This is a genomic window from Actinomadura viridis, assembly GCF_015751755.1.
GTDB lineage: Bacteria > Actinomycetota > Actinomycetes > Streptosporangiales > Streptosporangiaceae > Spirillospora > Spirillospora viridis.
Genome location: NZ_JADOUA010000001.1, coordinates 8,879,413 through 8,901,360, shown reverse-complemented (window position 1 = coordinate 8,901,360; position 21,948 = coordinate 8,879,413). Strand labels below are relative to the sequence as shown.

The following is a 21,948-nucleotide window of genomic DNA, read 5'->3' as shown; positions in this document are numbered from 1 at the left end:
ACGGACCGCGCGAACCGGTCCCGCCCGGTCCGGTGATCAGGACGCGCGACTCCCGCGAGTGGTTCACGGGACCATGTCGCCGGGAGGGCCCCCTTCGGACCATTCGGGCGCGGTCCCGGGCGCGTCCGTCACCGGAGGAGTGCCCGCGTCCCGCGTCCCGCGACCGGGCCGCCGCGGCGCACCGAGACAGGTGGGACAGATATCGACATGTTCAACATAGCCGACCCCATCGCAGGTGACGCAGTCCCCGGTGAAATATCGAGAGCCCATCGAACTCGTTTCGTCGTGCATTCTCTCCATCGCCGTACCCAAAGGGCGTACCGGCTGGAACCATCGGGCGGCGAGGACGGCTGTCACCATGATGTCACGCAAAGTCATGCGCGACATGGGAGTCACTCATACCGCTCTGACCTGCGAAGATAAGGCCATCTTGCAAGGCCGCGCCGCCTGCACCGGATCCGGATTCCCTCAGAGCCAAGGAAATGTAATTTACCTCACATCGCCGTTCGGCCGGTAATCCGGCACATAATCCGGTGGCGGAGTGAACACGCCGGGTCATCCCGAATCCCGGCCAATGGCGGCGGCAGAGAGGGTTCCATTCCCCACGGTGCGTGACGGCCCTTTCACGCCGGACGGGAGGAATGGCTGCCCGTCCATCCCCCCGGCCGTGCCCGGGCCGTGCGCTCGGCCGTGCCCGGGCCGTGCGCACGGGCGCCCGCGGCCCGGACGGCGCGCCGGATCGGGCGTGGATCCGGACGCCGTTCGGCGGGTAGGGATGGGCGTACGGCGCGTCATCCTGCCCGGCCGCCCGCCGGGCCCGGCCGCACCGGTCGAGTGGGGGGAGGCTCGCGACCGGAATGCTCTCTTCGATCACCAGCTGGCTCGGGGGCCTGTCCGGGCCGGTCGTGTACGCCGTCGTCGGCGCCCTCGTGTACTGCGAGGACGCCCTGTTCTTCGGCTTCGTCATCCCCGGCGAGACCGCCGCGATCATCGGCGGCGCGCTGGCCAGCCAGGACAGGGTGTCCATCTGGTGGCTGACCCTGATCGTGGTGCTGGCCGCGATCGCCGGGGACTCCACCGGCTACGAGATCGGCCGCCGGTTCGGCCCCGCGCTCCTGACCACCCGCCCGCTGCGCCGCCACCGGGCCCGCGTGGAGAGCGCCCGCGCCTTCTACCGCCGCAAGGGAGCCGTGGCGGTCTTCTTCAGCCGGTTCATCGCCTTCCTCCGCGCGGTCATCCCGCCCACGGCCGGGATGTCGCGCATGCCCTACCCCACCTTCCTGGCCTTCAACGCGCTCGGCGGCCTGGTGTGGGGCGTGGGCAGCACGCTGCTCGGCTACTTCGCCGGCACCGCCTACTCCCGGATCGAGCACCTCGCCGGGGAGGTCGGCGCGCTCCTGGTCGCCGCCGTCGTGATCGCCGCGTTCGTCGTCTGGCGGGTGCGGCGCCGCCGGCGGCTCCAGAGCGCCGGCGGGGACGGCGGACGCCCAGAGGCACGTTCAGGAGAGGGACGTCCAGGAGAGGGACGTCCAGGCGAACGCCCGGAAGAGCGCTCGGAAGAGCGTTCAGAGGAATGATCGCTGGGTCCGCTTGCCCTCCTCGTAGCGGGCGCGGGCGGCGCGGGTGGACTCCAGGCCGGAGACCTCGGCGACGGGGACGTCCCACCACGCCTCGCTGTCGGGCGCCCCGACGAAGGGGTCGGTCTCCACGTGCACGACGGTGGTGCGGGAGGAGTCGCGGGCCTTGCGCAGCGCGACGCGGAACTCCTCGGCGGTGCCGGCGCGCAGCACGTCCGCGCCCATCGCGGCGGCCCCGGCGGCCAGGTCCCCGGGCAGCCGGAACCGGGTCCCGAACCGCTCGGCGCCGACCGACTCCGACAGGTTGCCGATGGAGGCGAACCCGTGGTTCTGCACCAGGACGACGACGAGCTTGACGTTCTCGGCGACGGCGGTGACCAGCTCCTGCGCCATCATGAGGAACGAGCCGTCGCCGACCATGACGAAGACCTCGCGGTCGGGCGCCGCGGAGTCGAGCACGGCCATCTTCACGCCGAGCCCGCCGGCGATCTCGTAGCCCATGCAGGAGTAGCCGTACTCCACGTGGTAGCCCTTGGGGTCGCGGGTCCGCCACAGCTTGTGCAGGTCGCCCGGCATCGACCCGGCCGCGCAGACCACGATGTCGCGCGGGCCCGACTCCTCGTTCACGATGCCGATGATCTCGGACTGGGCGGGCAGCGGGGCGTGGCCGAGCGCGTAGGCGTGGTCGACGGCGGCGTTCCAGCGTCCGGCCAGCGTCCGGACCTCCTCCCGGTACGCGGGCGGCACCGTGTAGCCGCCGACGGCGTCCTTCAGGGCCGTCAGCCCGGCGAGGGCGTCCGCGACGAGGGGGACGCCGGTCTGCTTGACCGCGTCGAACGCCGCCACGTTGAGGTTGACGAAACGTACGTCCGGACGGGCGAACAGGCTGCGGGAGGCGGTGGTGAAGTCGCTGTAGCGGGTGCCCACACCGATGATCACGTCGGCGTCGCGGGCGAGGGCGTTGGCGGCGGTGGTGCCGGTGGCGCCGATCGCGCCCGCGGCGGACGGGTGGTCCCACGGCAGCGCGCCCTTGCCCGCCTGCGTCTCGGCCACGGGGATCCCGGTCTCCCCGGCGAACTCGGCGAGGGCCCCGGTGGCGCCGGAGTAGATGACCCCGCCGCCGGCGACGATCAGGGGACGGCGCGCGGCGCCGATCACCGCGGCGGCCTCGGCCAGCGCCGCGGGCTCGGGAACGGCGCGGGGGATCCGCCAGATCCGTTCCGCGAACAGCTCCTCGGGCCAGTCGTACGCCTCGGCCTGCACGTCCTGCGGCAGCGCGAGCGTCACCGCGCCCGTCTCGGCCGGATCGGTGAGCACACGCATCGCCGCCAGCAGCGCGGACGGCAGCTGCTCGGGACGGTTGATCCGGTCCCAGTACTTCGAGACCGGCCTGAGGCAGTCGTTGACCGACACGTCGTAGGAGCGGGGGTCCTCCAGCTCCTGCAGGACGGGGTTGGCCGGGCGGGTGGCGAACACGTCGCCGGGCAGCAGCAGCACCGGGATCCGGTTGATCGTGGCCAGCGCGGCGCCCGTCACCAGGTTGGTGGCGCCCGGCCCGATCGAGGTCGTGCAGGCGTACGCGCGCAGCCGGTCGTGCGTCCGGGCGTACCCGACGGCGGCGTGCACCATCGCCTGCTCGTTGCGGACGGAGCGGTAGGGCAGCCGGTCCTCGTACTCCACCAGGGCCTGCCCCAGGCCCGCCACGTTGCCATGGCCGAAGATGCCGAAGCAGCCCGCGAAGAACCGCCGCCGCTCCCCGTCCCGTTCGGTCCGCTGGCTCTCCAGGAACCGGACGATCGCCTGCCCGACGGTGAGCCGTACCGTCGCCGTCATCGCTCCTCCTCGGGTCCGGCCGCCGAGGTCATCGGCAGCCGCGGGTCCACCGGCTCGTCCGCCCAGGTGCCCCGCACCCACGCGTGCGCCGGATCGTCACAGATCAGCCAGGCCCGTTCGGTTCCGGGCCCGGCCATCACGTTGAGGTAGTACAGGTCGTAGCCGGGAACGGCCATCGAAGGGCCGTGCCAGCCGTGCGGGATCAGCACCGCGTCGCCGGTCCGCACCTCCTCCAGCACGTCCAGGGGACGCTCGGCGGTGCCGTACACCCGCTGGTAGCCCATGCCGGGGCCGCCCGGCCCCGAGGCCACCTCGAAGTAGTAGATCTCCTCCAGGACCGCCTCCCCCGGCCGGTCCTCGTCGTGCTTGTGCGGCGGGTAGGACGACCAGTTCCCGCCGGGCGTCAGCACCTCGCAGGCGATCAGCCGGTCGGCCTCGAACGCCTCGGGGGTGCAGAAGTTGTTGACCTGGCGGCTGGCCCGCCCGGCCCCGCGCAGCTCGACCGGCACCTTCTCGGCCGGGCCGTACCGGGGCGCCAGGCGGTTCTCGCACCGGGCGGACGGCAGCGCGAACCGGCCGCCGGACGCCGAGGAGATCACCACCGTGGCGTCGCGCGGCGCGTAGGCGAAGTCGGTGACGCGGGTGAACACGTCACGGCGGCCCGCCAGGGTGAAGGTCACCGCGATCTCGTCGGCCGGGACGCCGATCGTCACCTGGCACGATCCCGCGAGCGGGAGCACCAGCGTCTCGGCGTCCCCGGTCTGGAGGGTGTGCTCCCCGCCCGGCGGGAGCGCCACGACCCGCAGGCCGGAGTAGGTCCAGCCGGCGTCGCGGGGGGTGATCTCGGTCAGGTACGGGTCGTGGGTCACAGCAGCCTCACCGCGGCGTCGACGGCCCCGGCGACGTCGCCGCCGGGCGGGTAGAGGAGGGAACGGCCCACCACCAGGCCCCGGACGGCGGGCAGCGCGAGCGCCGACTGCCAGCCGCCGAGCGCGGCGTCCGGGTCGGCGGGCACCTCGCCGCCGAGCAGGACCACCGGCAGCGTCGTGGCGGCGATCACCCGTTCCATGTCGGGCACCACCGGCACCTTCAGCCAGGTGCGGGCGGAGGTCGCGCCAAGGCCGGACGCGATCGCGATGGCGCGGATCATGGCCTCGGGCGTCAGCACGTTGGCGAGCCTCCCGTCGTTCCCCCGGGCGGACAGGAACGGCTCGACCATGGCCATCAGCCGGTGCGCGGCCAGGCCCGACACCGCGTTCCCGCACGCCTCCAGGGTGCGGGCGGTCGCCGGGTCGCCGGGGTCGACGCGCAGCAGCATCTTGCCGCCGTCCAGCCCGGCGGCGGCGAGGGCCGCCGCGGAGTAGGCGGTGAAGCGGTCGTCGATCTCGAACGACGCCCCGGCCAGCCCGCCGCGGTTCATCGAGCCGAGGACGACCTTGCCGTCCAGGGCACCCAGCAGCAGCAGGTCCTCGATCACGTCCGGGGTGCCCAGCACGCCGTCCACGCCGGGGCGGTCCAGCGCGACACAGAGCCGTTCGAGCAGGTCACGGCGGTCGGCCATGGCCAGCGCGTCCGGGCCGGCGCGCAGCGCCCCGCGCGCCGGATGGTCCGCCGCAATGATCATCATCCGGCCGGACGGTCCCAGCGGCGACGGCCGCCGCGCCCGGCGGGCCGCGGCCTCGGCGATGGCGTCCGGGCGGGTCGCCCGGATCTCGGTGAGCTCGGCGAAGCGTTCGGCGAAGGTGACCACGGTCATGAGGCGGCCTCCCCGGGGGATGCGGACGTCCCGGCGGGCCCGGCGGTCTGTGAGGTGGCGGGGGGCTCGGCGGTCTCGGTGAGCAGGCGCTCGACCTCCCACGCGTCCGGCATGGCGTCCGCGCAGGAGAGCCGGGACGCGACCAGCGCCCCGGCCGCGCCGGCGAAACGCACCGTCCGCTCCAGTTCCCAGCCGCTCAGCAGCCCGTGGCAGATCGCTCCCCCGAAGGCGTCCCCGGCGCCGAGGCCGTTGACGACCCGTACCGGGGTCGGCGGCACCTCGACGGTCTCGTCCGCGGTCGCGGCCAGGACCCCGCGCGGGCCCTGCTTGACGATGGCCAGGGTCACGCCGCGGTCGAGCAGGGCGCGGGCGGCGGCGTGCGGCTCGCGCTCGCCGACCGCGATCTCGCATTCGTCGAGGTTGCCGACCGCGACGGTCGCGTGGTCGAGCGCCCGGCCGACCTGCCGCCGGGCCTCGGCGGGCGACTCCCAGAACATCGGCCGGTAGTCCAGGTCGAGAACCGTCGTCCCCGGGTGGGCGGCCAGCGCGGTGAGCGTGGCCTCCCGGCTCGGCTCCTGCGACAGCCCGGTGACCGTGGCCCAGAAGATCCTGGCGGCGCCGATCGCGGCGAGGTCCAGCTCCCCGGCGCGGATCTCCATGTCGGGCGCCTTCGGGTACCGGTAGAAGTACAGCGGGAAGTCGTCGGGCGGGAAGATCTCGCAGAACGCCAGCGGCGTCGGCAGCCCCGGCACCGCCGTGACGAACCGGTCGTCCACCCCGTACCGTTCCAGCGCCTTGTGCACGAACCGGCCGAACGGGTCGTCGCCGGTCCGGGTGACCACGGCCGTCCGGTGGCCGTACCGGGCCGCGGCCACCGCCACGTTGGTCGGGCTCCCGCCGAGGTACTTGCCGAACGACTCGACGTCCTCCAGGGGGACGCCGACCTGCTGGGGATAGACGTCGACGCTCACCCGCCCCATGGTGACCAGGTCGAGGCTCACGCCGTCCCGCCCTTCCGCGCCCGGGACGCGGCCGCGTCGCCGCCGTCCCCGCCGTCTTCGCCGTCCGCGCCTTCCTCGCCCGAGACGAGGAAGGCGATGCTCTCGCGGACATCATCCCAAGGCCCGGTGCCCCCGGCGGGCTCCGCGGCGAGGATGGTGTCCTGCTCCATGACGTACCAGCCGTCGTAGCCCGCGCCTTCCAGCGCGCGGACGATGCCGCGGATGTCGATGTCGCCTCCGCCGAGGGGGCGGTAGATCCCCGCCCGTACCGCCTCGGTGTAGGAGACGCGCCCGCCGCGCACGTCACCCGCCAGGGCCGCGTCCACGTCCTTGAGGTGGACGTGCGCGATCCGGCCGGCCGCCGAACGGGCCAGCGCGAGCGGGTCGACGCCGCCGATGAGCAGGTGGCCGGTGTCCAGGCACAGCGGGACGTCCGTGCCGTCCAGCACGCGGCCGACCTCGTCCGAGCCTTCCACCATGGTCCCGACGTGCGGATGCAGGGTGGCCCGGTGGCCCCGGCCGAGGGCGTGGCCGGCGACCTTGGAGAGGTTGCGCAGCAGCGTGTCCCAGCCCCTGGCGTCGAGCGCGGGACGGCCGTCGTACCCGTCCACCCCGGTGGCGGCGGCCAGGACGACGGTCGCGCCCCCGTCCCCGAAGGCGTCCAGGGCCCGCGCGATCTCCGGCAGCGGGTCCCGGTCCGGGTCGTGCAGGACGAGCGGGACGAACCCGCCGACCGGCCGCAGCCCGTGCGCCTCCAGCAGCCCGGCCCGTTCGGCGGGGTCGGCCGGCAGGAAGCCGTCGGGGCCGAACTCGGTGGCGGCCAGGCCGAGGTCGCGCATCTCGGCGAGCACCCGGCCGGCGGCGAGCTGGTGGCCCCAGTCCGGGACCTCGCAGACGCCCCAGGAGATGGGCGCCCCCGCGATGCGTTCCGCGGCGATCCCGGGCATCCCGGCGGCGCCGTACTCGGCGGCGGGCTCAGGGGCGGCGTCGGTGCTCATCGGCGGACCTCCTCGATGTCGACGGGGCGGTTCTCCGCGCGGGAAACCTCCGCGGCCTCGGCCACGTACAGGGCCTCCAGGCAGTCGCCGGGCGGGCAGGGGTTGTCCGCCCGCCCCGCCGCGACCTCGACGAAGGCCCGCAGCTCCGCGGCGTACGCCTCGGCGAACCGTTCGAGGAAGCCGGTGTGCGGCGGCCCGGCGGGACGGAGGCCGGGGCCCGCGGGGGTCACCGGAGTGCGGTCGTCCAGGCCGGCCACGACGCTGTCCTTGGAGCCGAGCACCTCCAGCCGGACGTCGTACCCCGCCGCGTTGTAGCGGGCGGCCGACACCAGCGCGATGGTCCCGTCGTCCAGGGTCAGCAGGGCCGCCCCGGTGTCGATGTCACCGGCCTCGGCGAAGAACGCGTCCCCGCGGTTGGCCCCGGTCGCGGTCACCCGGACGACCTCGCGGCCGGTGACGAACCGCACGGCGTCGAAGTCGTGCACCGAGCAGTCCCGGAACAGGCCGCCCGAAGTGGGCAGGTACTCCGCCGGGGGCGGCGCCGGGTCGAGCGTGCACGAGCGGACGGTGTGCACCCAGCCCAGGCTTCCGGACCGCACCGCTTCCCGCGCGGCGATGTGCCCGGGGTCGAACCGGCGCTGCAGGCCGACCTGGACGGGGACGCCGGTACCGGCGATCTCCGCCATGAGTTGGACCGTTCCATCAAGGTCCGCGGCCAGCGGCTTCTCGCAGAACACCGGTAGATCCGCGGCGACCGCGCGGGTCACCAGCGCGGCGTGCGCGGCGGTCGGCGCGGCCACCACCAGGGCGTCCAGCCCCGCGGTGAACAGGTCCTCGACGGCGCCGGCCGCGCGCACCCCGAGCTTGTCGGCCACCCGCCGTGCCCGCACCGGGTCGGCGTCGGCCAGGACCACCTCCTCCACCGCGCCGAGCCCGCGGAGCGTCTCCGCGTGCCCGGCGCCGATCCGTCCCACACCGGCGAGCCCGATCCTCATGCCGCCCTCCCGAGGCCACATCGCCTACAGACGCTCACGCGGACCGGCCGCGAGGCCGGTCCGCCCCGAGTGTCATGGAACGATCCAAGAGCTGTCAATACTTTGTCTTTACATCATGTCTTTAAGTCGTGTTTCGGCCAGGGTGCGTTATGCTCGTGGCGACCGAGCAGAGGGAGCCACGAACGTGCACAGACCTGCGGTGACGCTGGACCGCGGCAGTCCCGTCCCGCTCTACTTCCAGGTGGCGCAACAGCTGGAGGCCGCGATCCGCTCCGGCGAGCTCCCTCCCGGCGCCCGCCTGGAGAACGAGCTCGAACTGGCCGCCCGGTGCAAGCTGTCGCGGCCCACCGTCCGGCAGGCCATCCAGCACCTGGTCGACCAGGGGCTGCTCGTCCGCAAGCGGGGCGTGGGCACCCAGGTCGTCCAGCCCCAGGTGAAGCGGCCCATCGAGCTCTCCAGCCTGTACGACGACCTGGCCTCGACCGCCCAGAGCCCCGCCACCCGGGTCCTGGAGTTCACCCACGTCCCGGCCCCCGACGACGTCGCCAAGGAACTGGGCCTGGCCCCCGGCACCGAGGTCCTGTACCTGCGGCGGCTGCGCCTGACCGGCGGCGAGCCGCTCGCCCTGATGACCAACCATCTGCCCTCCGGCCTGATCGACGTCACCCCCGCGCACCTCCAGGAGCACGGCCTGTACGAGACCCTGCGCGACCTGGGAATCGACCTGCGCATCGCCCACCAGACGATCGGCGCCCGCGGGGCCACCGCGGCCGAGGCCCGCCTGCTGGACGAGCGCCGCGGCACCCCCCTGCTCACCATGACCCGTACCGCCTACGACGACAAGGGACGCGCCGTCGAGTACGGCAGCCACGTCTACCGGGCCGGCCGCTACTCGTTCTCCCACACCCTCGTAAGCCGCTAGCCCGCGCGGGGCACCGGTCGTGCGTGGGTGCTCGGCGGTCGGAGTGAGCGTTGAGTTGCGTTGACTCGCGGCGAGTTACTGCCTTGGCGTGTGCCTGAGGCGGCAACTCGCCGCAAGTCAACGGAGGGACGGGACGATCAGTCGGAGAGCGGGACGGCGATGCTGTGGGTGCCGCCTCCGTTCTTCGCCTCGAACGCCACGGTCAGGGTGCCCGAGGCGCCGGGGACCGTCACGGTGCGCGTTCCCGCGCCACCGATCGCGATCTCCTTCGTGCCGAGCACCTTGCCGTCCCACACGTGGGCGTACGCGGTGCCCGGGCCGGTGGCGCGCAGGCGGAAGGTGACCGAGTCACCGGACACCTCCGGGGTGCCGACGACGCGGGCCGTGCCGTTCGGGGGCGCGGCCGGGCCACCGGCCAGCGGGACCCCGGTCAGCGCGGCCTGGATGATCGACTGCGGCGATTTCACCGACTCCGCCGCGTCCGTCGGCATCACCGGCGGCGGGGCCGTGGTGGGCATCCCGGCGGGCGGGGTGTGGCCCGGCAGGGTGACCAGGCCCCACCGGTACGGGTCGCCCTGCACGCCGCCCCAGGTCGACCAGCCGATGCGGGTCTGGCCGGTCTTGTCCTGGGTGTCGGAGTCGTAGACGAAGACGTTGAGCGCCATGCGGGCCGGGTCGACGGCCGCGGGCAGCGCCTTGAACGGGATCTTCGTCTCGATCGTGTAGCCGGTGTAGGGCTGGTCGACGGTGGACGCGACCTGCATTCCCGGCGCGGTCTCCGGCCCGCCCTGGTGGTGGTCGGCGTCGCGCTGGAAGCACGGCTTGCCGTCGCTCATCGCCGGGAAGATCCCGGTCTTGAACGTGGTGGAGGTGTTCTCCGACGCCCCGCGCGGGTCGATGGCGATCTCGACCGCGTCGGTGCGCCAGTGCCGCTTGCAGTCGTCGGCGCCCAGGACGGTGCCCGGCTTGTCGTCGGTCACCTTGACCAGGAGGTAGAGCGCGTCGTCGGTCCAGGTGACCTTGCCGGTGGCCGAGCAGTCGGCCGCCGTCTCGCACGCGGAGCCCTCCCAGAGCCGGGACAGGTTCAGCTCGGGGCCGGTGTACTCCCCGGCCCCTTCCTTGCCGTCCACGGCCGGGGCGGCGCCCGCCTTGGGCAGTTCGGCCACCGGCACCAGTTCCAGGGCGGCCTTCTGGACGTCGGGCGTCCCGGGGCCGGTGGTGGTGATCGTGTAGTCGTAGTCGCCGCCGGTGCCGCCCTCGTTGGAGGTGGGCAGGGAGGCGTCGGTGTTGGTGACCGTGAAGGTCACCGCGCCCTTGGCCCCGGCCGCCAGCTCGTACGGCTTGGTCGCCGCGTCGGCGGCGAAGCCCTGGGGCAGGTCGAGCCTGACCGTTCCCGACTGCGCGGTGGATCCGCCGTTGGCCACGTCCACCCGCACCGTGCGGGACTTGCCGGACCCGAGGGTGAGCACCCGCTTCATCCGGCCGGTCAGCGCGGGCACGCCGGTCTTGTCCGCCCACGCGTCGAAGTCGGCGACGCGCGGCAGCGGTTCCTGGTGCCCGGTGACGGCGGGCCGGACGTCCACCAGCGTGGCCGCCTGGCCCGACAGGCTCCCGCTGGTCAGGGTGGCGCCGAGCCGGACGCGGCCGTAGGCGGCGCCTTCGGGGGGCGTGACGGTGAACGTCGCGGTCCGGGCGGTGGAGCCGACCGAGCCGAGCTCACCGGAACCTGTCACGGTCCAACCCGAGGGGACGGCCAGGCTCGCCTTCGCGCCGGGCAGTGCCTTCGGGGACGTGGCGCGCGCCTTCACCGTGAAGGCCCGGCCCGGGGTGACGCCGTACGAGTCCGCCGTCAGGGTGAGGCCCGTCCCCAGGGGGAGGCCGCCCTTGGCCGGGGTCACGGCGCCTTCCAGCATCGAGGCGGGGTCGGTGCCGCCCAGCGTGTACGGCACCCGGCTGTGGATCTGCGTGAAGTAGTCGCAGCTGATCCGCTCGGGGTCGGCGGGCACGTCGGGGAAGCCTCCCCAGCCCTGGCTCACGTAGGTGCGCTGGGCCTCCCGCTCGACCTGCGCCCACGACTTGCCGCCGTTGCGCGGGGAGGTGCGGCCGCTCCAGACCCCGTACGCGACCGCCCCCTGGCTGGTCGTGGTGAAGTCCTTGGCGCACGCCGCGCCGGTCGGCCCGGAGGCGCCGCCGGTGTGGAACAGCCGGCCGGGCGCCCACGTCCGCAAGCCCTCGCGGCGGAGCTGCTCGGGGAACGCGGTGGCGTCGGCCGCGGCGAAGTACGCCTCGGCCGCCAGCCGCGCCGCCTGCTGGTGGTGGCCGTGCTGGCCGGGCAGCGGCGCCGGCTCCATCGTCACGATCACCTTGGGCCGGGTCTCGCGGACCAGCCGGACGACCTTGGCGAGGGTCTGGTCGTGGTCCCACGCCTCGTCGGCGAGGGGCGCGCTGACGGTGTAGTAGAAGTCGACCTTGTCGAGGTAGTGGATGTCGCCGACGCCGGCCTTGCCGACCGCGCGGCGCTCCTCGTCCTCGCGCAGGAGGCCGAGCGCCGGGCCCTCCTCGGTGCCCACCGCGTTGCCGCCGCCCTCGCCCCGGGTGACGGTGAGCACGCCGGTGCGGGCACCGTTGAACTCGTTCCACTGGCCGTAGGTCGACAGCCCGCTCGCCTCGTCGTCGGGGTGCGCCCCGACGAACAGCACGTCCAGCCGTCCCTTGTCGGCCGGGGGCGTCTCCTTCGCCTGCGCGGCCGGGACGGCCGCGAGGGCCGACGCCGCCAGCACGGCGGAGAGGACGGAGGGTAGGACGAGTCTTCGCATGAACTCTCCTCTTCGGTTGTGGTGCCTTCGGGGAGGCGGCACCAGCCCCCGCGTGGAGGGGCGGGCGGTCCGCGGACCGCCCGTCCCGCGCCGCCCCTACTCCTTGACGGCTCCCGAGAGCATCCCGGCGATGAAGTGCCGTTGCAGGAAGATGTAGACGATCACGATGGGCGCGGCGATGATCAGCGCGCCCGCCATGAGCAGTGAGTAGTCGGTGTGGTGGGTGCCCTGGAAGAACGACAGCCCCAGCGGGGCGGTGCGCAGCCCCTCGTCGGAGTTGACGATCACCAGCGGCAGCAGGAACTCGTTCCAGGTCCACATGGTCACCAGGACGACCATGGTGAGAATGGCCGGCCGGCCGATCGGCACCAGCACCCGCCACAGCGTGGTCCAGCTGGACGCGCCGTCCATCCGGGCCGCCTCCACCAGGGAGGGCGGCACGCTGCGGAAGTAGGCGCGCATCCAGAACGTGCCGAACGCCACCGACATGGCGATCTGCGGCAGGATCAGCCCGGCGTAGGTGTTGTCCAGGCCGATCGAGCGCAGGTCGAAGTAGAGCGGCACCACGACGGCCTCGGTGGGGATGGTCAGGCCGGCGAGGAACAGCAGGAACACCGCGGTGGCGCCGCGGAAGCGCATCGTCCCCAGCGCGTACCCCGCCATGATCGACAGCACCGAGGAGACCGCCACGGTCACCGTGGTCACGATCACGCTGTTGCGCATGTACGTGCCGAAGTGCCCCTCGCGCCACGCCTCGGCGAAGTTGCCGAAGTCCAGCTCGGGCAGCCGCAGCGCCTGCGTCAGCACGCCGAGCATCGGAAACACCGCGATCACCGCGAACACGGCCAGGATCGCGTGGTTGATGATCCGTTCCCGGGAGCCGCTCATGAGTCCCTGCCCTCCACGAGGCGGCCGATCCCGGCGGTGGCCAGGAACGCCAGCACGGCCAGCGTGACGCCGATCGCGCAGCCGAGGCCGACCTCACCGGTGTTGAACGTGCGGTTGTAGACCTCGTAGGCGGGGACCTTGGTGGAGTCCCCGGGCCCGCCGCTGGTGGCCATGTAGATGAGGTCGAAGTTGCGGATCGCCATGATCGTGGTGAGCGTCAGCGCGACCGCCAGCTCCCGGCGCAGCCCGGGAAGGGTGACCGTGAAGAACTCCCGTACCGGCCCGGCGCCGTCGATCCGCGCGGCCTCGTACAGCTCCCGGGGGATCTTCTGCACTCCGGCCAGGAACAGCACCATGGCCAGGCCGATGCCGACCCAGGTGCCCACCAGGCCCACCGCGGGCAGCGCGAAGGTGAAGTCCCCCAGCCAGCCCCGCGACCAGTCGGGCAGGCCGAGCGCGTGCAGCCCCCGCAGCACCGAGTTGATCGGGCCGTCCGCCGAGTACATCCACTGCCACGCCACGGCCACCGCCACCATCGCCACGACCTGCGGCAGGAACAGCACCGTGCGGAAGAAGGTCAGCCCCCGGATCCGCGTCCGGGACATCGCCGCGACCAGGACGAACGCGATGATGCACGGCAGGACCGCGTAGAACAGGATCAGGACCAGCAGGTGCCAGAAGGCGCCGCGCAGCACCGGGTCCGACAGCAGCCGGGAGTAGTTCGACATCCCCGCCCAGGTCGCCGGGCCCAGACCGTCCCAGTCGTACAGGGAGAACTGCGCCCCGCGCACCAGCGGCCACAGCAGGAACCCGGCGTAGATCACCAACGCCGGCAGGACGTACAGCCAGCCGACGCGGCGGGGCGCGCCGGGCGGCCGGACGCGCTCGCGCGCCCGCGGGGCCGTGGCCGTCGCCTGCCGCGAGACCGGGGACTTGTGCCGCGCGACGGTCGTCATGTGCGGGCTCCCTCGATTCCTCCGCCGGGGTTCGCCTCCGGTGACCGCGCCGCCGTGGACGGGCGCGGCGCGGTCACCGGCGCGAGCCGTTCGTTACTTCTTCGCCTGGAACGCGGTGTAGTCCGCCTGAGCCTTCTCCATCGCCTGCTGCGGGGTCACCTTGCCGGCGACGAGTTCCTGCAGCGGGCCGCCGAACGCGTCGGCGAAGGTCGGCGTGGCGTAGTCCAGGTACGGGGTGGTGCCGTCGTTCTTGCTGAGCTCGGCCCAGGCCGCCGACACCTCCTTCAGCAGGGTGGCGTCGGGCTGCTTGGACGGCGCCGCCAGCACGGGCAGGTTCCCGGTCTCGACCGAGACGTCCATCGCCTCCGGGGAGGTGATGAAGTTGATGTAGGCCGCCGCGACGTCGGGGTGCTTGGACTTGGAGGTAATCGACCAGGGCAGGCTCTCCCCGCCCATGGTCGCCGAGGGCGCCCCGGCCTGGGCCGGGGGCGGCAGCATGAAGCCGACCTTGTCCTTCATCTTCTCGCTGAGGTCAGGGGCCCACCAGGTGCCGCCGAACATGAACACGCCCTGCCCCTTGGCGAAGTTGACGGGGGTGTCGTCCCACTTGACGGCGTTGGCGTCCTTGGTGAAGTAGCCCTGCTTGGACCAGTCGGCCAGCTTCTGGGCGGCGGCCACGTTCGGCGCGTCGGTCCAGGCGCCGCCGCTGCCGAACACCAGCTTGCGGACGGCCTCCTTGTCGGTGTTCTGGTCCTGGATGACCCCGTACAGCTGCATGGCGGGCAGCTTCTCCAGGTTGCCGAACGCGATGGGCACCTCGCCCTTGCCCTTGGCGGTGCCGAGCGCCTGCTCGAACTCGGCCCAGGTCTTGGGCGGCTGGATGCCCAGCTTGCTCAGCTTCTCCTTGTTGTAGTAGAGGCCGACGATCTCACCGTTCAGCGAGACGCCGTACAGGTTGCCCGACCCGATCAGCTTGCCGTCCTTGGTCACGCTGTTGAGGTCCATCAGGCCCTTGGGGTAGCGCTTCTTCCACCCGTAGACCTGGTCGTAGGAGTCCAGCGGCAGCAGCATCCCGGCCTTCACGAACTGCGCCATGCTGGCGTAGCCCTGGTTGGCCTCCACCACGTCCGGCGGGCTGTCGCCCGACAGCGCCAGACGCAGCGTCTTCTGCAGGTCGGTGAACGACCGGGAGACCCGGTTGATCTTAATGTTGGGGTACTTGGCCTGGAACTGGGCGTTGAGCTTCTCGATCTGCTCGCGCTGCCCGCCCTGGACCTCCTGGTCCCAGACGGTGAGCGTCACGTTGCCGGCCTTGGCGATGTCGGTGTTGACCGCGGCGGGGGCCTTGTCCTGCGGCCGGTCGGTTTCCGAGCCCGGCGCGCAGGCGGTGGTGAGCGCGGCGAGGGCCGCGGCCACCGCGGCCGCCGCGCGCCTGGTGAGTGTGGGCATTGTCCTGCGGCTCCTTCTGATTCAGGAGAACTGGAGGGGGTCGGCGCGAAGCGTGGGCTCCGCCCTCACGACGGTGTCGTCGGCGGAATCGGGGATGAAGGGGATGACGAAGGCGTAGTCCTCCAGCACGGCCTCGGGCACCTCGCCGGACTCGCCGAACGCGGCGATCTCGCCCCAGCAGGGGGCGCCGAGCGAGCCGCTGCGATGCCGGACCGACAGGCCCGCGCAGAGGTTGGCGAACCGCAGCCGCTCCGCCAGCGGCAAGCCCGCCAGGGTGCCGAAGACGAACCCCGCGGCGAAGACGTCGCCGGCGCCCGTGGCGTCGAGCGCCCGTACCGGCAGCGCCTGGGTCTCGGCGACCTCTCCGGTCGCCGAGTCGATCGCGATGGCGCCGTTCCCGCCGCGCTTGACCACGACGACGGGGACGCGCTCGGACAGGGCCCGGGCGGCGTCCTCGGGCGAGCCGGTACGGGTGTAGGCCATCGCCTCCACCGCGTTCGGCAGGAAGACGTCCACGTGCTCCAGCCGGTCGAGCACCTCGCTCGACCAGGCGCCGGTGGCGTCCCAGCCGAGGTCGGCGAACACCGTCGTGCCGCCGCACCGCATCTCCCGCGCCCAGGCGGGCACCGGCCGGTCGACGTCGACGAAGCAGGCCCGTGCCGACGGCGGCGGGAAGCCGGACAGCTCGTCCTCGGAGACCGGCAGCGGCCGGGCGTAGGTGACCATGCTCCGGTCGGAGTCGTAGGCCAGCGACACCGTGACCGGGGTGGACCAGCCCTTCACCTGCCGGGACCGGCCGAGGTCGACCCCTTCCTGCTCGGCGAGGGTCCGCCACAGGTAGCCGCCGAACAGGTCGTCCCCGAACGGGGCCGCGAGCCCGACGTGCAGGCCGAGCCGGCTCATCGCCACCGCGATGTTGGCGACCCCGCCGGGCGCCGAGCCGAGCCCGTCGGTGAACAGCTCGGTGCCGGGCGGGGGCAGCCCGGGCAGCCCGGTGAAGATCATGTCCATGAAGACCTGACCGGTCAGGAAGACGTCCAGGTCGGGGGCCTCCCCGTCGCGCCGGAGCCGCTCGCCGACCAGCTCGCGTTCGGCGCAGGGATCGGCGAGCGAGGGCTCGGGAGGCCTGCCTGGCGCGGCGACGGCGACGCGCTCCTCCGGTGAGCCCGCGGAGCGGACCGCGTTCAAGGTTTCGGTCATGGCGCCTCCCGACCGGGTCGTCGATGATCCGGACGTCGATGTTGACGTGCAGCGTAACCGGGCTCACACCGGAGCTGGCACGTTCCAACAGGGTTTGTAATCAGATCTTGTCCAAACGTCGTGTTGACTGAATGTCAGCACAAACTCTGCCAAGATCGCGGACGAATCGGTGGTCACAGCACCGCGACGAGCAGTGATACGGCCGACACCTGCCGCGAGATGTCGGCGCGATCGAACGGGCCGGACCAGGCGAGCCCGTACTGATCTTTTCCGTCGCGGGCGTTGGCGTACGCCGAGGCCGCCTGGGCCCGCAGGTAGTCGCGGTACGGGTGCCCCGGCACGACCCGGTCCAGTTCGGCGAGGTTGCGGGCGAAGATCCCCTTGAACGACGCCTGGTCGGCGTTGCAGGTGCCGCCCGCCTCGCAGGGCTCGGTGAGGATCCCGCGCGGCGACAGCTCCGGACTCGCGATCACCGCGTCGGCGATGCGCCGCGCGTCGGCGAGCAGCGCCCGGTCGCCGGTGGCCTTGTACAGCTCGGCCAGCCCGCCCAGCACGACCCCCTGGTTGTAGGTCCAGGTGGTGCCGTTGTTACTGGCGCAGCTCCCGCTCTGCGTCTGGAGACCGTCGTTGACCAGATGGGCACCGTTGATCATGCCGCTGCCCTTGAACCACGTCCACGCCTCCTTGGCCTGGGCGAGGTAGCGGGTGTCCCCCGGGATGCGGTTGTGCAGGGACGCCAGCAGCTTGAAGTACAGCTCCAGGCTGATCGCGTTCTTGTAGCTCTTGCCCGGGATGTCCCACCAGACGCCGCCCCCGCAGACGTCGTCCCAGTACCGGGCGATGTACTCGGCGTCGATCTCGGCGATGTCCAGGTAACGGCGGTCGCGGGTCAGGTCGTACATGCGGACCATCGCCAGCGCCCACCACCCGGTGTCGTCGGTGGAGTCGGCGCGGAACTCGCCACCGCCCTCGGGCCACCAGGGCAGCGGCTTGCGCTGCTGCTCGATGGTGTTGCCGACCGCCCACGCGTACTCGGTGGAACGGGTCGCGGCCATGTAGTCGAGCAGCGCCTGCAGCGCGTTGCCCGACTGCCACCACGGCGCCTCGGGCTGCCACCGGCCGCTCTCGCGGTCGTAGAAGCCCATCATGGCGTCGACGGCGGCCGTGGCACGGTCGCGGGCGGCGGCCCGCCCGCCCGGCTCGGCCCGCGCGGGCGTCGCGCCCGCCAGCAGGACCAGCACCATGCCGCTGACGAGCAGGCCCACCAAGGCGGGGGCTCGCTTCAACTGTCGGGTCATCCCGGACGCTCCTGGGGAGAGGGGGGTGGTGAGCGGGGTGGACGTTTCGAGCGGGCGGGCGAGGAGGGGGCGGACGGTTGAGGAGGGGGGCGGACTCAGGGACGTGAGGCGGCGAAGACGGATGCCACCTCCGGGATGCGGTCGATGTAGCCGTCGAGCAGCCGGCGGCCGAGCGTGGCCGAGTCGACCAGCGGGTGCAGCGCGAACGCCTTGACCGCGTCGCCGCGCGAACCGTTGACCGCGGCGCTGATGGTGAGCCGTTCCACCGCCTTGACCTGCTGCATGAGCCCCGTCTGGTGCAGGTCGGGCGGGGACACCGTGAGCGGGTGGACACCGTTGGCGTCGACGGTGACGGGCACCTCGACCACCGCGTCCTCGGGCAGCGCGGCGATGGTCGAGCCGTTCCGGACGTTCAGGATCATGCCGGCGCGCTCGTTGCGGCTGATCGCCGCCATCACGGCCAGCGCCACCCCGGCGTACCCCTCGTCCACCGGGTCCAGCGCGGCGTGGTCGTCGAGGGCCTGCCCGGTCTCCGCGCCCTTGGCCTCGGCCATGTAGCTGGCGCTGCGGGCGGCGACGGTCTCCCGCCACAGCTCCATCGCCGCGTCGCCGGACGCCGCGGCGACCCGTTCGTAGAACGCGGCCTGCTGCGCGGCGAGGAACTCACCGCGGGTCTGCGGGGCGTCCAGGATGGAGCGCACCGCCTCCCGGTTGAAGTAGTAGTAGTACAGGTACTCGTTGGGGATCATCCCGAGCTCGCGCAGCCAGTCCCGGCCGAACACCACGCCCTCTTCGAGCGCCCCCAGCCGGTCGTCGTCGGCGAGCAGGCGGGGCAGGACGTCCACCCCGTCGTGCAGGATCCGGCGCATCCACCCGAGGTGGTTGAGGCCGACGTAGTCGAGCCGGATCCGGGCCGGGTCCAGCCCGAGCGAGACCGCCACCCGCGTGCCCAGCCCCGAGGGGGTGTCGCAGATGCCCAGCACCCGCTCGCCGAGCACGCTCTGCATCGCCTCGGTGATCATGCCGGCCGGGTTGGTGAAGTTGATGACGTAGGCGGAGGGCGCCAGCTCCCGGACGCGCCGGGCGATGTCGAGCATGACCGGGATGGTGCGCAGCCCGAACGCCAGCCCGCCGGGCCCGGTGGTCTCCTGGCCCAGCACGTTCAGGTCGAGCGCGACCCGCTCGTCGCAGACCCGGCCGGCCAGCCCGCCCACCCGGACGGCGGCGAAGACGAAGTCGGCGCCCTCGACGGCCGGGTCCAGCTCGGTGGTGGTGAAGACCTTCGGCGCGCCGGGCCGCCCTTCGGCGATCCGCGCGAGCACCGCCGCCATGGCGTCGAGCCGGCCGGCGTCGGCGTCCTGCAGCCAGACCTCCTCGATCCGAGGGGATCCCTGGTCGCGCAGCAGGGCCTGGTACACGTACGGCACCCGGAACCCGCCACCGCCGAGAACGGTCAACTTCATGCGATTAGTACCTTTCCTCCTGCCTTGCGGCAGTGTTCGAGGGTCTGGGGGTCGGCGCCGGCCGTCGTGATGAGCGTGTCCACGTCGGCCAGCGAGCACAGCCGCAGCGATCCGGTGCCGGGGAACTTGGCCTCGGAGGCGACCAGCACCACCCGGCCGGCGCTCTCGATCATGGCCTGCTTGATCGGCGCCTCCACCTCCATGTCGTCCACGACATGGCCGTTGGGGCGCACCCCGGTGCAGCTGAGGAAGACCAGGTCGGCGCTGACCTGGCGGAGCGCCGCCTCCGCGAGCGACCCGACCAGCGACTGGTAGTTGCGCCGGACCACGCCGCCCAGCAGGCACAGCCGGACGGCGTCGTCGTCGCGCAGCTCGTCCAGCACGGCCAGGTTGCCGGTGATGACGGTGATGGGACGGCCGCGCAGGCGGCGCGCGATCAGCCGGGTGCTGGTGCCGATGTCCAGCACGATCACGCTGTCGTCCGGGACGAGCGCGGCGGCGTGCTCGGCCATCGCCTCCTTCTCGGCGGTGTCGTTCTCCGCCGACACCGCGAAGGAGGGCTCGGGCGCCACCGCGACCGGGGACAGCGCCGCGCCGCCGTAGGTGCGGACCAGCTCGCCGTCGCGGTCCAGGACGTCCAGGTCCCGGCGGATCGTCGACTCGCTGACCCGCAGGCTCTCGGCCAGCTCCCGGACCGAGGCCGCCCCCTTCGTACGGAGGGATGCCACGATCTGCGCATGACGCTTGCTCGATGTCACGCGTTGGAACGTACCATCGATGCTCGACCTCAGTCACTACCCAGGTCGGAACCCGTACCGCATGCGCGAAGTCCGTCACGGGACGCGCATGGTCGAGCAGCGTACGGCGCCTCCCCGGCGGCGGGCGTCAGATGGTGCCGGTGGACGTGAGGCGCTCGATCTCGGCGGCGGCCAGGCCGAGCAGCCCGCCGTAGACCTCGCCGTTGTGCGCGCCGAGGGCCGGGCCGAGGCTGCGGACCTCGCCCGGGGTGTCCGACAGCTTGGGGAAGACGTTGTGCATCGGGAAGTCGCCGAAGTCCGGGTGGGCCATCCGGATGATCGCCTCGCGGGCCCGGTAGTGGGGGTCGGCCAGCATGTCCTTGGCGCGGTAGGTGAGCCCGGCGGGGATGCCGTTGTCGTGCAGGAGTTCCAGCAGCGGCGCCGAGTCCTGCCCGGCGGTCCAGGCGCCGATGAGGTCGTCCAGTTCGGCGGCGTGCGCGCCGCGGGCGCCGTGGGTGGCGTACCGCTCGTCGTCGGCCAGTTCGGGACGGCCCATGAGCTCGGCCAGGCGCCGCCAGATGGTGTCGCGGTTGGCGGCGATGAGGACGGGCCCGTCCTTGGTGGGGTAGACGTTGCTGGGCGCGACGTTGGGCAGCACCGATCCGGTGCGTTCGCGCTGGTAGCCGGCGATCTCCCATTCGGGGACGAGTGACTCCATCATCGCCAGCACCGCCTCGTACAGCGCGGAGTCGACGATCTGCCCGCGTCCGGTGCGGTGCCGGGCGTGCAGCGCCACCAGGGTGCCGAGCGCGGCGAACGTCCCGGCCAGCTCGTCGCCGAGGGAGATCCCGGCGCGGGACGGGGGCATGCCGGGGTCGCCGGTGACGTAGCGGATGCCGCCCATCGCCTCGCCGATCGACCCGAACCCGGCGCGGGGGGCGTACGGGCCGTCCTGCCCGTACCCGGTGACCCGCGTGACGATCAGGCCGGGGTTCTCGGCGCGCAGGGTCTCGGGCGCCAGCCCCCAGCGTTCCAGGGTGCCGGGGCGGAAGTTCTCCACCAGCACGTCGGCCTCGGCGATGATGCGCCGGGCCAGCTCCTGCCCCTCGGAGGTCCGCAGGTTCAGGGTGACGGACTTCTTGTTGCGGGCGAGGATCGGCCACCACAGCGACTTGCCGTGCGGCTTCTCCCGGCCCCACTCGCGCATCGGGTCGCCGGCGCCCGGAGGCTCGATCTTGATGATCTCGGCGCCGAAGTCGCCGAGCAGCTGGCCGCAGAACGGCCCGGCCAGCAGCTGGCCCATCTCCACGACCCGCAGGTCGCCCAGGGCGGGAAGATCGCGGGGGGACGTGTCGTCGGTGCTCATCGCTCCTCGTTCGGTTCGCCGGTGATGTTGGCCGCCGCCGCGCGCACGTGGGCGCGCATCACCGCTTCGGCCCAGGCGGGGTCCCGGGCGGTGAGGGCGGCGACCAGCTCCCGGTGGTGGTTCATGCTCCGGGCCAGCTCCTCCGCGTCGTACCTGCGGAAGGTGCCCAGGATCAGGGGGGCGTGCATGACCGAGGTCAGCATGGCCGGCAGCCGGCGGTTCCCGGACGCGTCGATGACGGCGGCGTGGAACCGGGAGTTGAGCCGGGCGAGGCGGGCGAGGTCGCCGTCGGCGGCGGCGCGTTCCATCGCGTCGCACTGGCCGCGCAGGTCCTCCAGCACGGCCTCGTCCTGCCCGATCCGGGCGGCGCGGGCCGCCGCGTGCGGCTCCAGGAGGGAGCGCAGCTCGAAGATCTCGTCCAGGTCCTCGCGGGTCCAGCTCACCACCCGGGCGCCGCGGTGGGGCAGCACCTCGACCAGGCCGTCCGCGCCCAGGCGCTGGAGCGCCTCGCGGACGGGGGTGCGCGACAGGCCGAGCGTCTCGGCCAGCTCGGCCTCGCCGAGGCGGCTGCCGGCCTCGGCCCGGCCGGAGAGGATCATCTGGCGCACCGCCTCGTAGGCGGTGTCGGTGGCGCGAGGCATCATCTCTCCTTGACTGTCATTGCATGCAATATAGTGAAGCATCTCTGGATCA

General features: G+C 72.8%; 18 protein-coding genes. 2 read left to right on the top strand and 16 right to left on the bottom strand.

Annotation, left to right across the window (positions count from 1 at the left end):
* The first annotated feature begins 857 nt into the window (after positions 1–857).
* Positions 858–1,577: a DedA family protein gene (locus IW256_RS40450; RefSeq protein WP_197015974.1), complete on the top strand. Its 720-nt coding sequence runs from the start codon at positions 858–860 to the stop codon at positions 1,575–1,577.
* Here the strand turns inward: IW256_RS40450 and iolD are convergent.
* From iolD to IW256_RS40420, 6 genes are read right to left on the bottom strand one after another with little or no spacing between them, the layout of a single operon-like run.
* Positions 1,566–3,410 carry a 3D-(3,5/4)-trihydroxycyclohexane-1,2-dione acylhydrolase (decyclizing) gene (gene iolD / locus IW256_RS40445; RefSeq protein WP_197015973.1) on the bottom strand — a complete coding sequence of 615 codons (1,845 nt, stop codon included), beginning with the start codon at positions 3,408–3,410 and terminating at the stop codon, positions 1,566–1,568. The genes IW256_RS40450 and iolD overlap by 12 nt on opposite strands.
* A complete protein-coding gene (gene iolB / locus IW256_RS40440; protein WP_197015972.1) occupies positions 3,407–4,279 on the bottom strand; it encodes a 5-deoxy-glucuronate isomerase in 873 nt (290 codons plus the stop codon). Before iolB ends, iolD begins: the two co-directional genes overlap by 4 nt.
* Entirely contained in the window at positions 4,276–5,166 is an 891-nt protein-coding gene (locus IW256_RS40435) for a Cgl0159 family (beta/alpha)8-fold protein (protein ID WP_197015971.1), read from the bottom strand. Before IW256_RS40435 ends, iolB begins: the two co-directional genes overlap by 4 nt.
* Entirely contained in the window at positions 5,163–6,167 is a 1,005-nt protein-coding gene (gene iolC / locus IW256_RS40430) for a 5-dehydro-2-deoxygluconokinase (protein ID WP_307829374.1), read from the bottom strand. Before iolC ends, IW256_RS40435 begins: the two co-directional genes overlap by 4 nt.
* Positions 6,164–7,165 (bottom strand): TIM barrel protein, encoded by a 1,002-nt coding sequence (locus IW256_RS40425; protein ID WP_231404123.1) that lies wholly within the window; start codon positions 7,163–7,165, stop codon positions 6,164–6,166. The genes iolC and IW256_RS40425 overlap by 4 nt, the downstream gene beginning before the upstream one ends.
* A complete protein-coding gene (locus IW256_RS40420; RefSeq protein ID WP_197015970.1) occupies positions 7,162–8,160 on the bottom strand; it encodes a Gfo/Idh/MocA family protein in 999 nt (332 codons plus the stop codon). Before IW256_RS40420 ends, IW256_RS40425 begins: the two co-directional genes overlap by 4 nt.
* A gap of 184 nt (positions 8,161–8,344) precedes the next feature.
* Here IW256_RS40420 and IW256_RS40415 point away from each other — a divergent pair, with 184 nt between their 5' ends.
* Positions 8,345–9,082, top strand: a complete 738-nt coding sequence (locus IW256_RS40415) for a GntR family transcriptional regulator (RefSeq protein ID WP_307829373.1) — start codon at positions 8,345–8,347, stop codon at positions 9,080–9,082.
* 137 nt (positions 9,083–9,219) lie between these two features.
* Here IW256_RS40415 and IW256_RS40410 read toward each other — a convergent pair whose 3' ends face one another.
* The 10 genes from IW256_RS40410 to IW256_RS40365 form a co-directional block, all read right to left on the bottom strand.
* Positions 9,220–11,898, bottom strand: coding sequence for a sugar-binding protein (locus IW256_RS40410; protein ID WP_197015968.1), 2,679 nt, complete (start codon positions 11,896–11,898; stop codon positions 9,220–9,222).
* A 96-nt stretch (positions 11,899–11,994) separates the two neighbouring features.
* Positions 11,995–12,786 carry a carbohydrate ABC transporter permease gene (locus IW256_RS40405; RefSeq protein ID WP_197015967.1) on the bottom strand — a complete coding sequence of 264 codons (792 nt, stop codon included), beginning with the start codon at positions 12,784–12,786 and terminating at the stop codon, positions 11,995–11,997.
* Positions 12,783–13,742, bottom strand: coding sequence for a carbohydrate ABC transporter permease (locus tag IW256_RS40400; RefSeq protein ID WP_197015966.1), 960 nt, complete (start codon positions 13,740–13,742; stop codon positions 12,783–12,785). The genes IW256_RS40405 and IW256_RS40400 overlap by 4 nt, the downstream gene beginning before the upstream one ends.
* Positions 13,743–13,835: 93 nt before the next feature.
* Positions 13,836–15,191 (bottom strand): extracellular solute-binding protein, encoded by a 1,356-nt coding sequence (locus tag IW256_RS40395; protein ID WP_197015965.1) that lies wholly within the window; start codon positions 15,189–15,191, stop codon positions 13,836–13,838.
* 21 nt (positions 15,192–15,212) lie between these two features.
* Positions 15,213–16,391, bottom strand: a complete 1,179-nt coding sequence (locus tag IW256_RS40390; protein WP_197015964.1) for a carbohydrate kinase family protein — start codon at positions 16,389–16,391, stop codon at positions 15,213–15,215.
* A gap of 173 nt (positions 16,392–16,564) precedes the next feature.
* Positions 16,565–17,689: a glycoside hydrolase family 76 protein gene (locus IW256_RS40385; protein ID WP_197015963.1), complete on the bottom strand. Its 1,125-nt coding sequence runs from the start codon at positions 17,687–17,689 to the stop codon at positions 16,565–16,567.
* Positions 17,690–17,784: 95 nt separating this feature from the next.
* Positions 17,785–19,152, bottom strand: a complete 1,368-nt coding sequence (locus IW256_RS40380; protein ID WP_197015962.1) for a 6-phospho-beta-glucosidase — start codon at positions 19,150–19,152, stop codon at positions 17,785–17,787.
* A complete protein-coding gene (locus IW256_RS40375) occupies positions 19,149–19,910 on the bottom strand; it encodes a DeoR/GlpR family DNA-binding transcription regulator (protein ID WP_197015961.1) in 762 nt (253 codons plus the stop codon). Before IW256_RS40375 ends, IW256_RS40380 begins: the two co-directional genes overlap by 4 nt.
* 127 nt (positions 19,911–20,037) lie before the next feature.
* Positions 20,038–21,255 carry a CaiB/BaiF CoA transferase family protein gene (locus IW256_RS40370; RefSeq protein WP_197015960.1) on the bottom strand — a complete coding sequence of 406 codons (1,218 nt, stop codon included), beginning with the start codon at positions 21,253–21,255 and terminating at the stop codon, positions 20,038–20,040.
* Positions 21,252–21,896, bottom strand: a complete 645-nt coding sequence (locus IW256_RS40365; protein WP_197015959.1) for a GntR family transcriptional regulator — start codon at positions 21,894–21,896, stop codon at positions 21,252–21,254. The genes IW256_RS40370 and IW256_RS40365 overlap by 4 nt, the downstream gene beginning before the upstream one ends.
* Positions 21,897–21,948 lie beyond the last annotated feature (52 nt).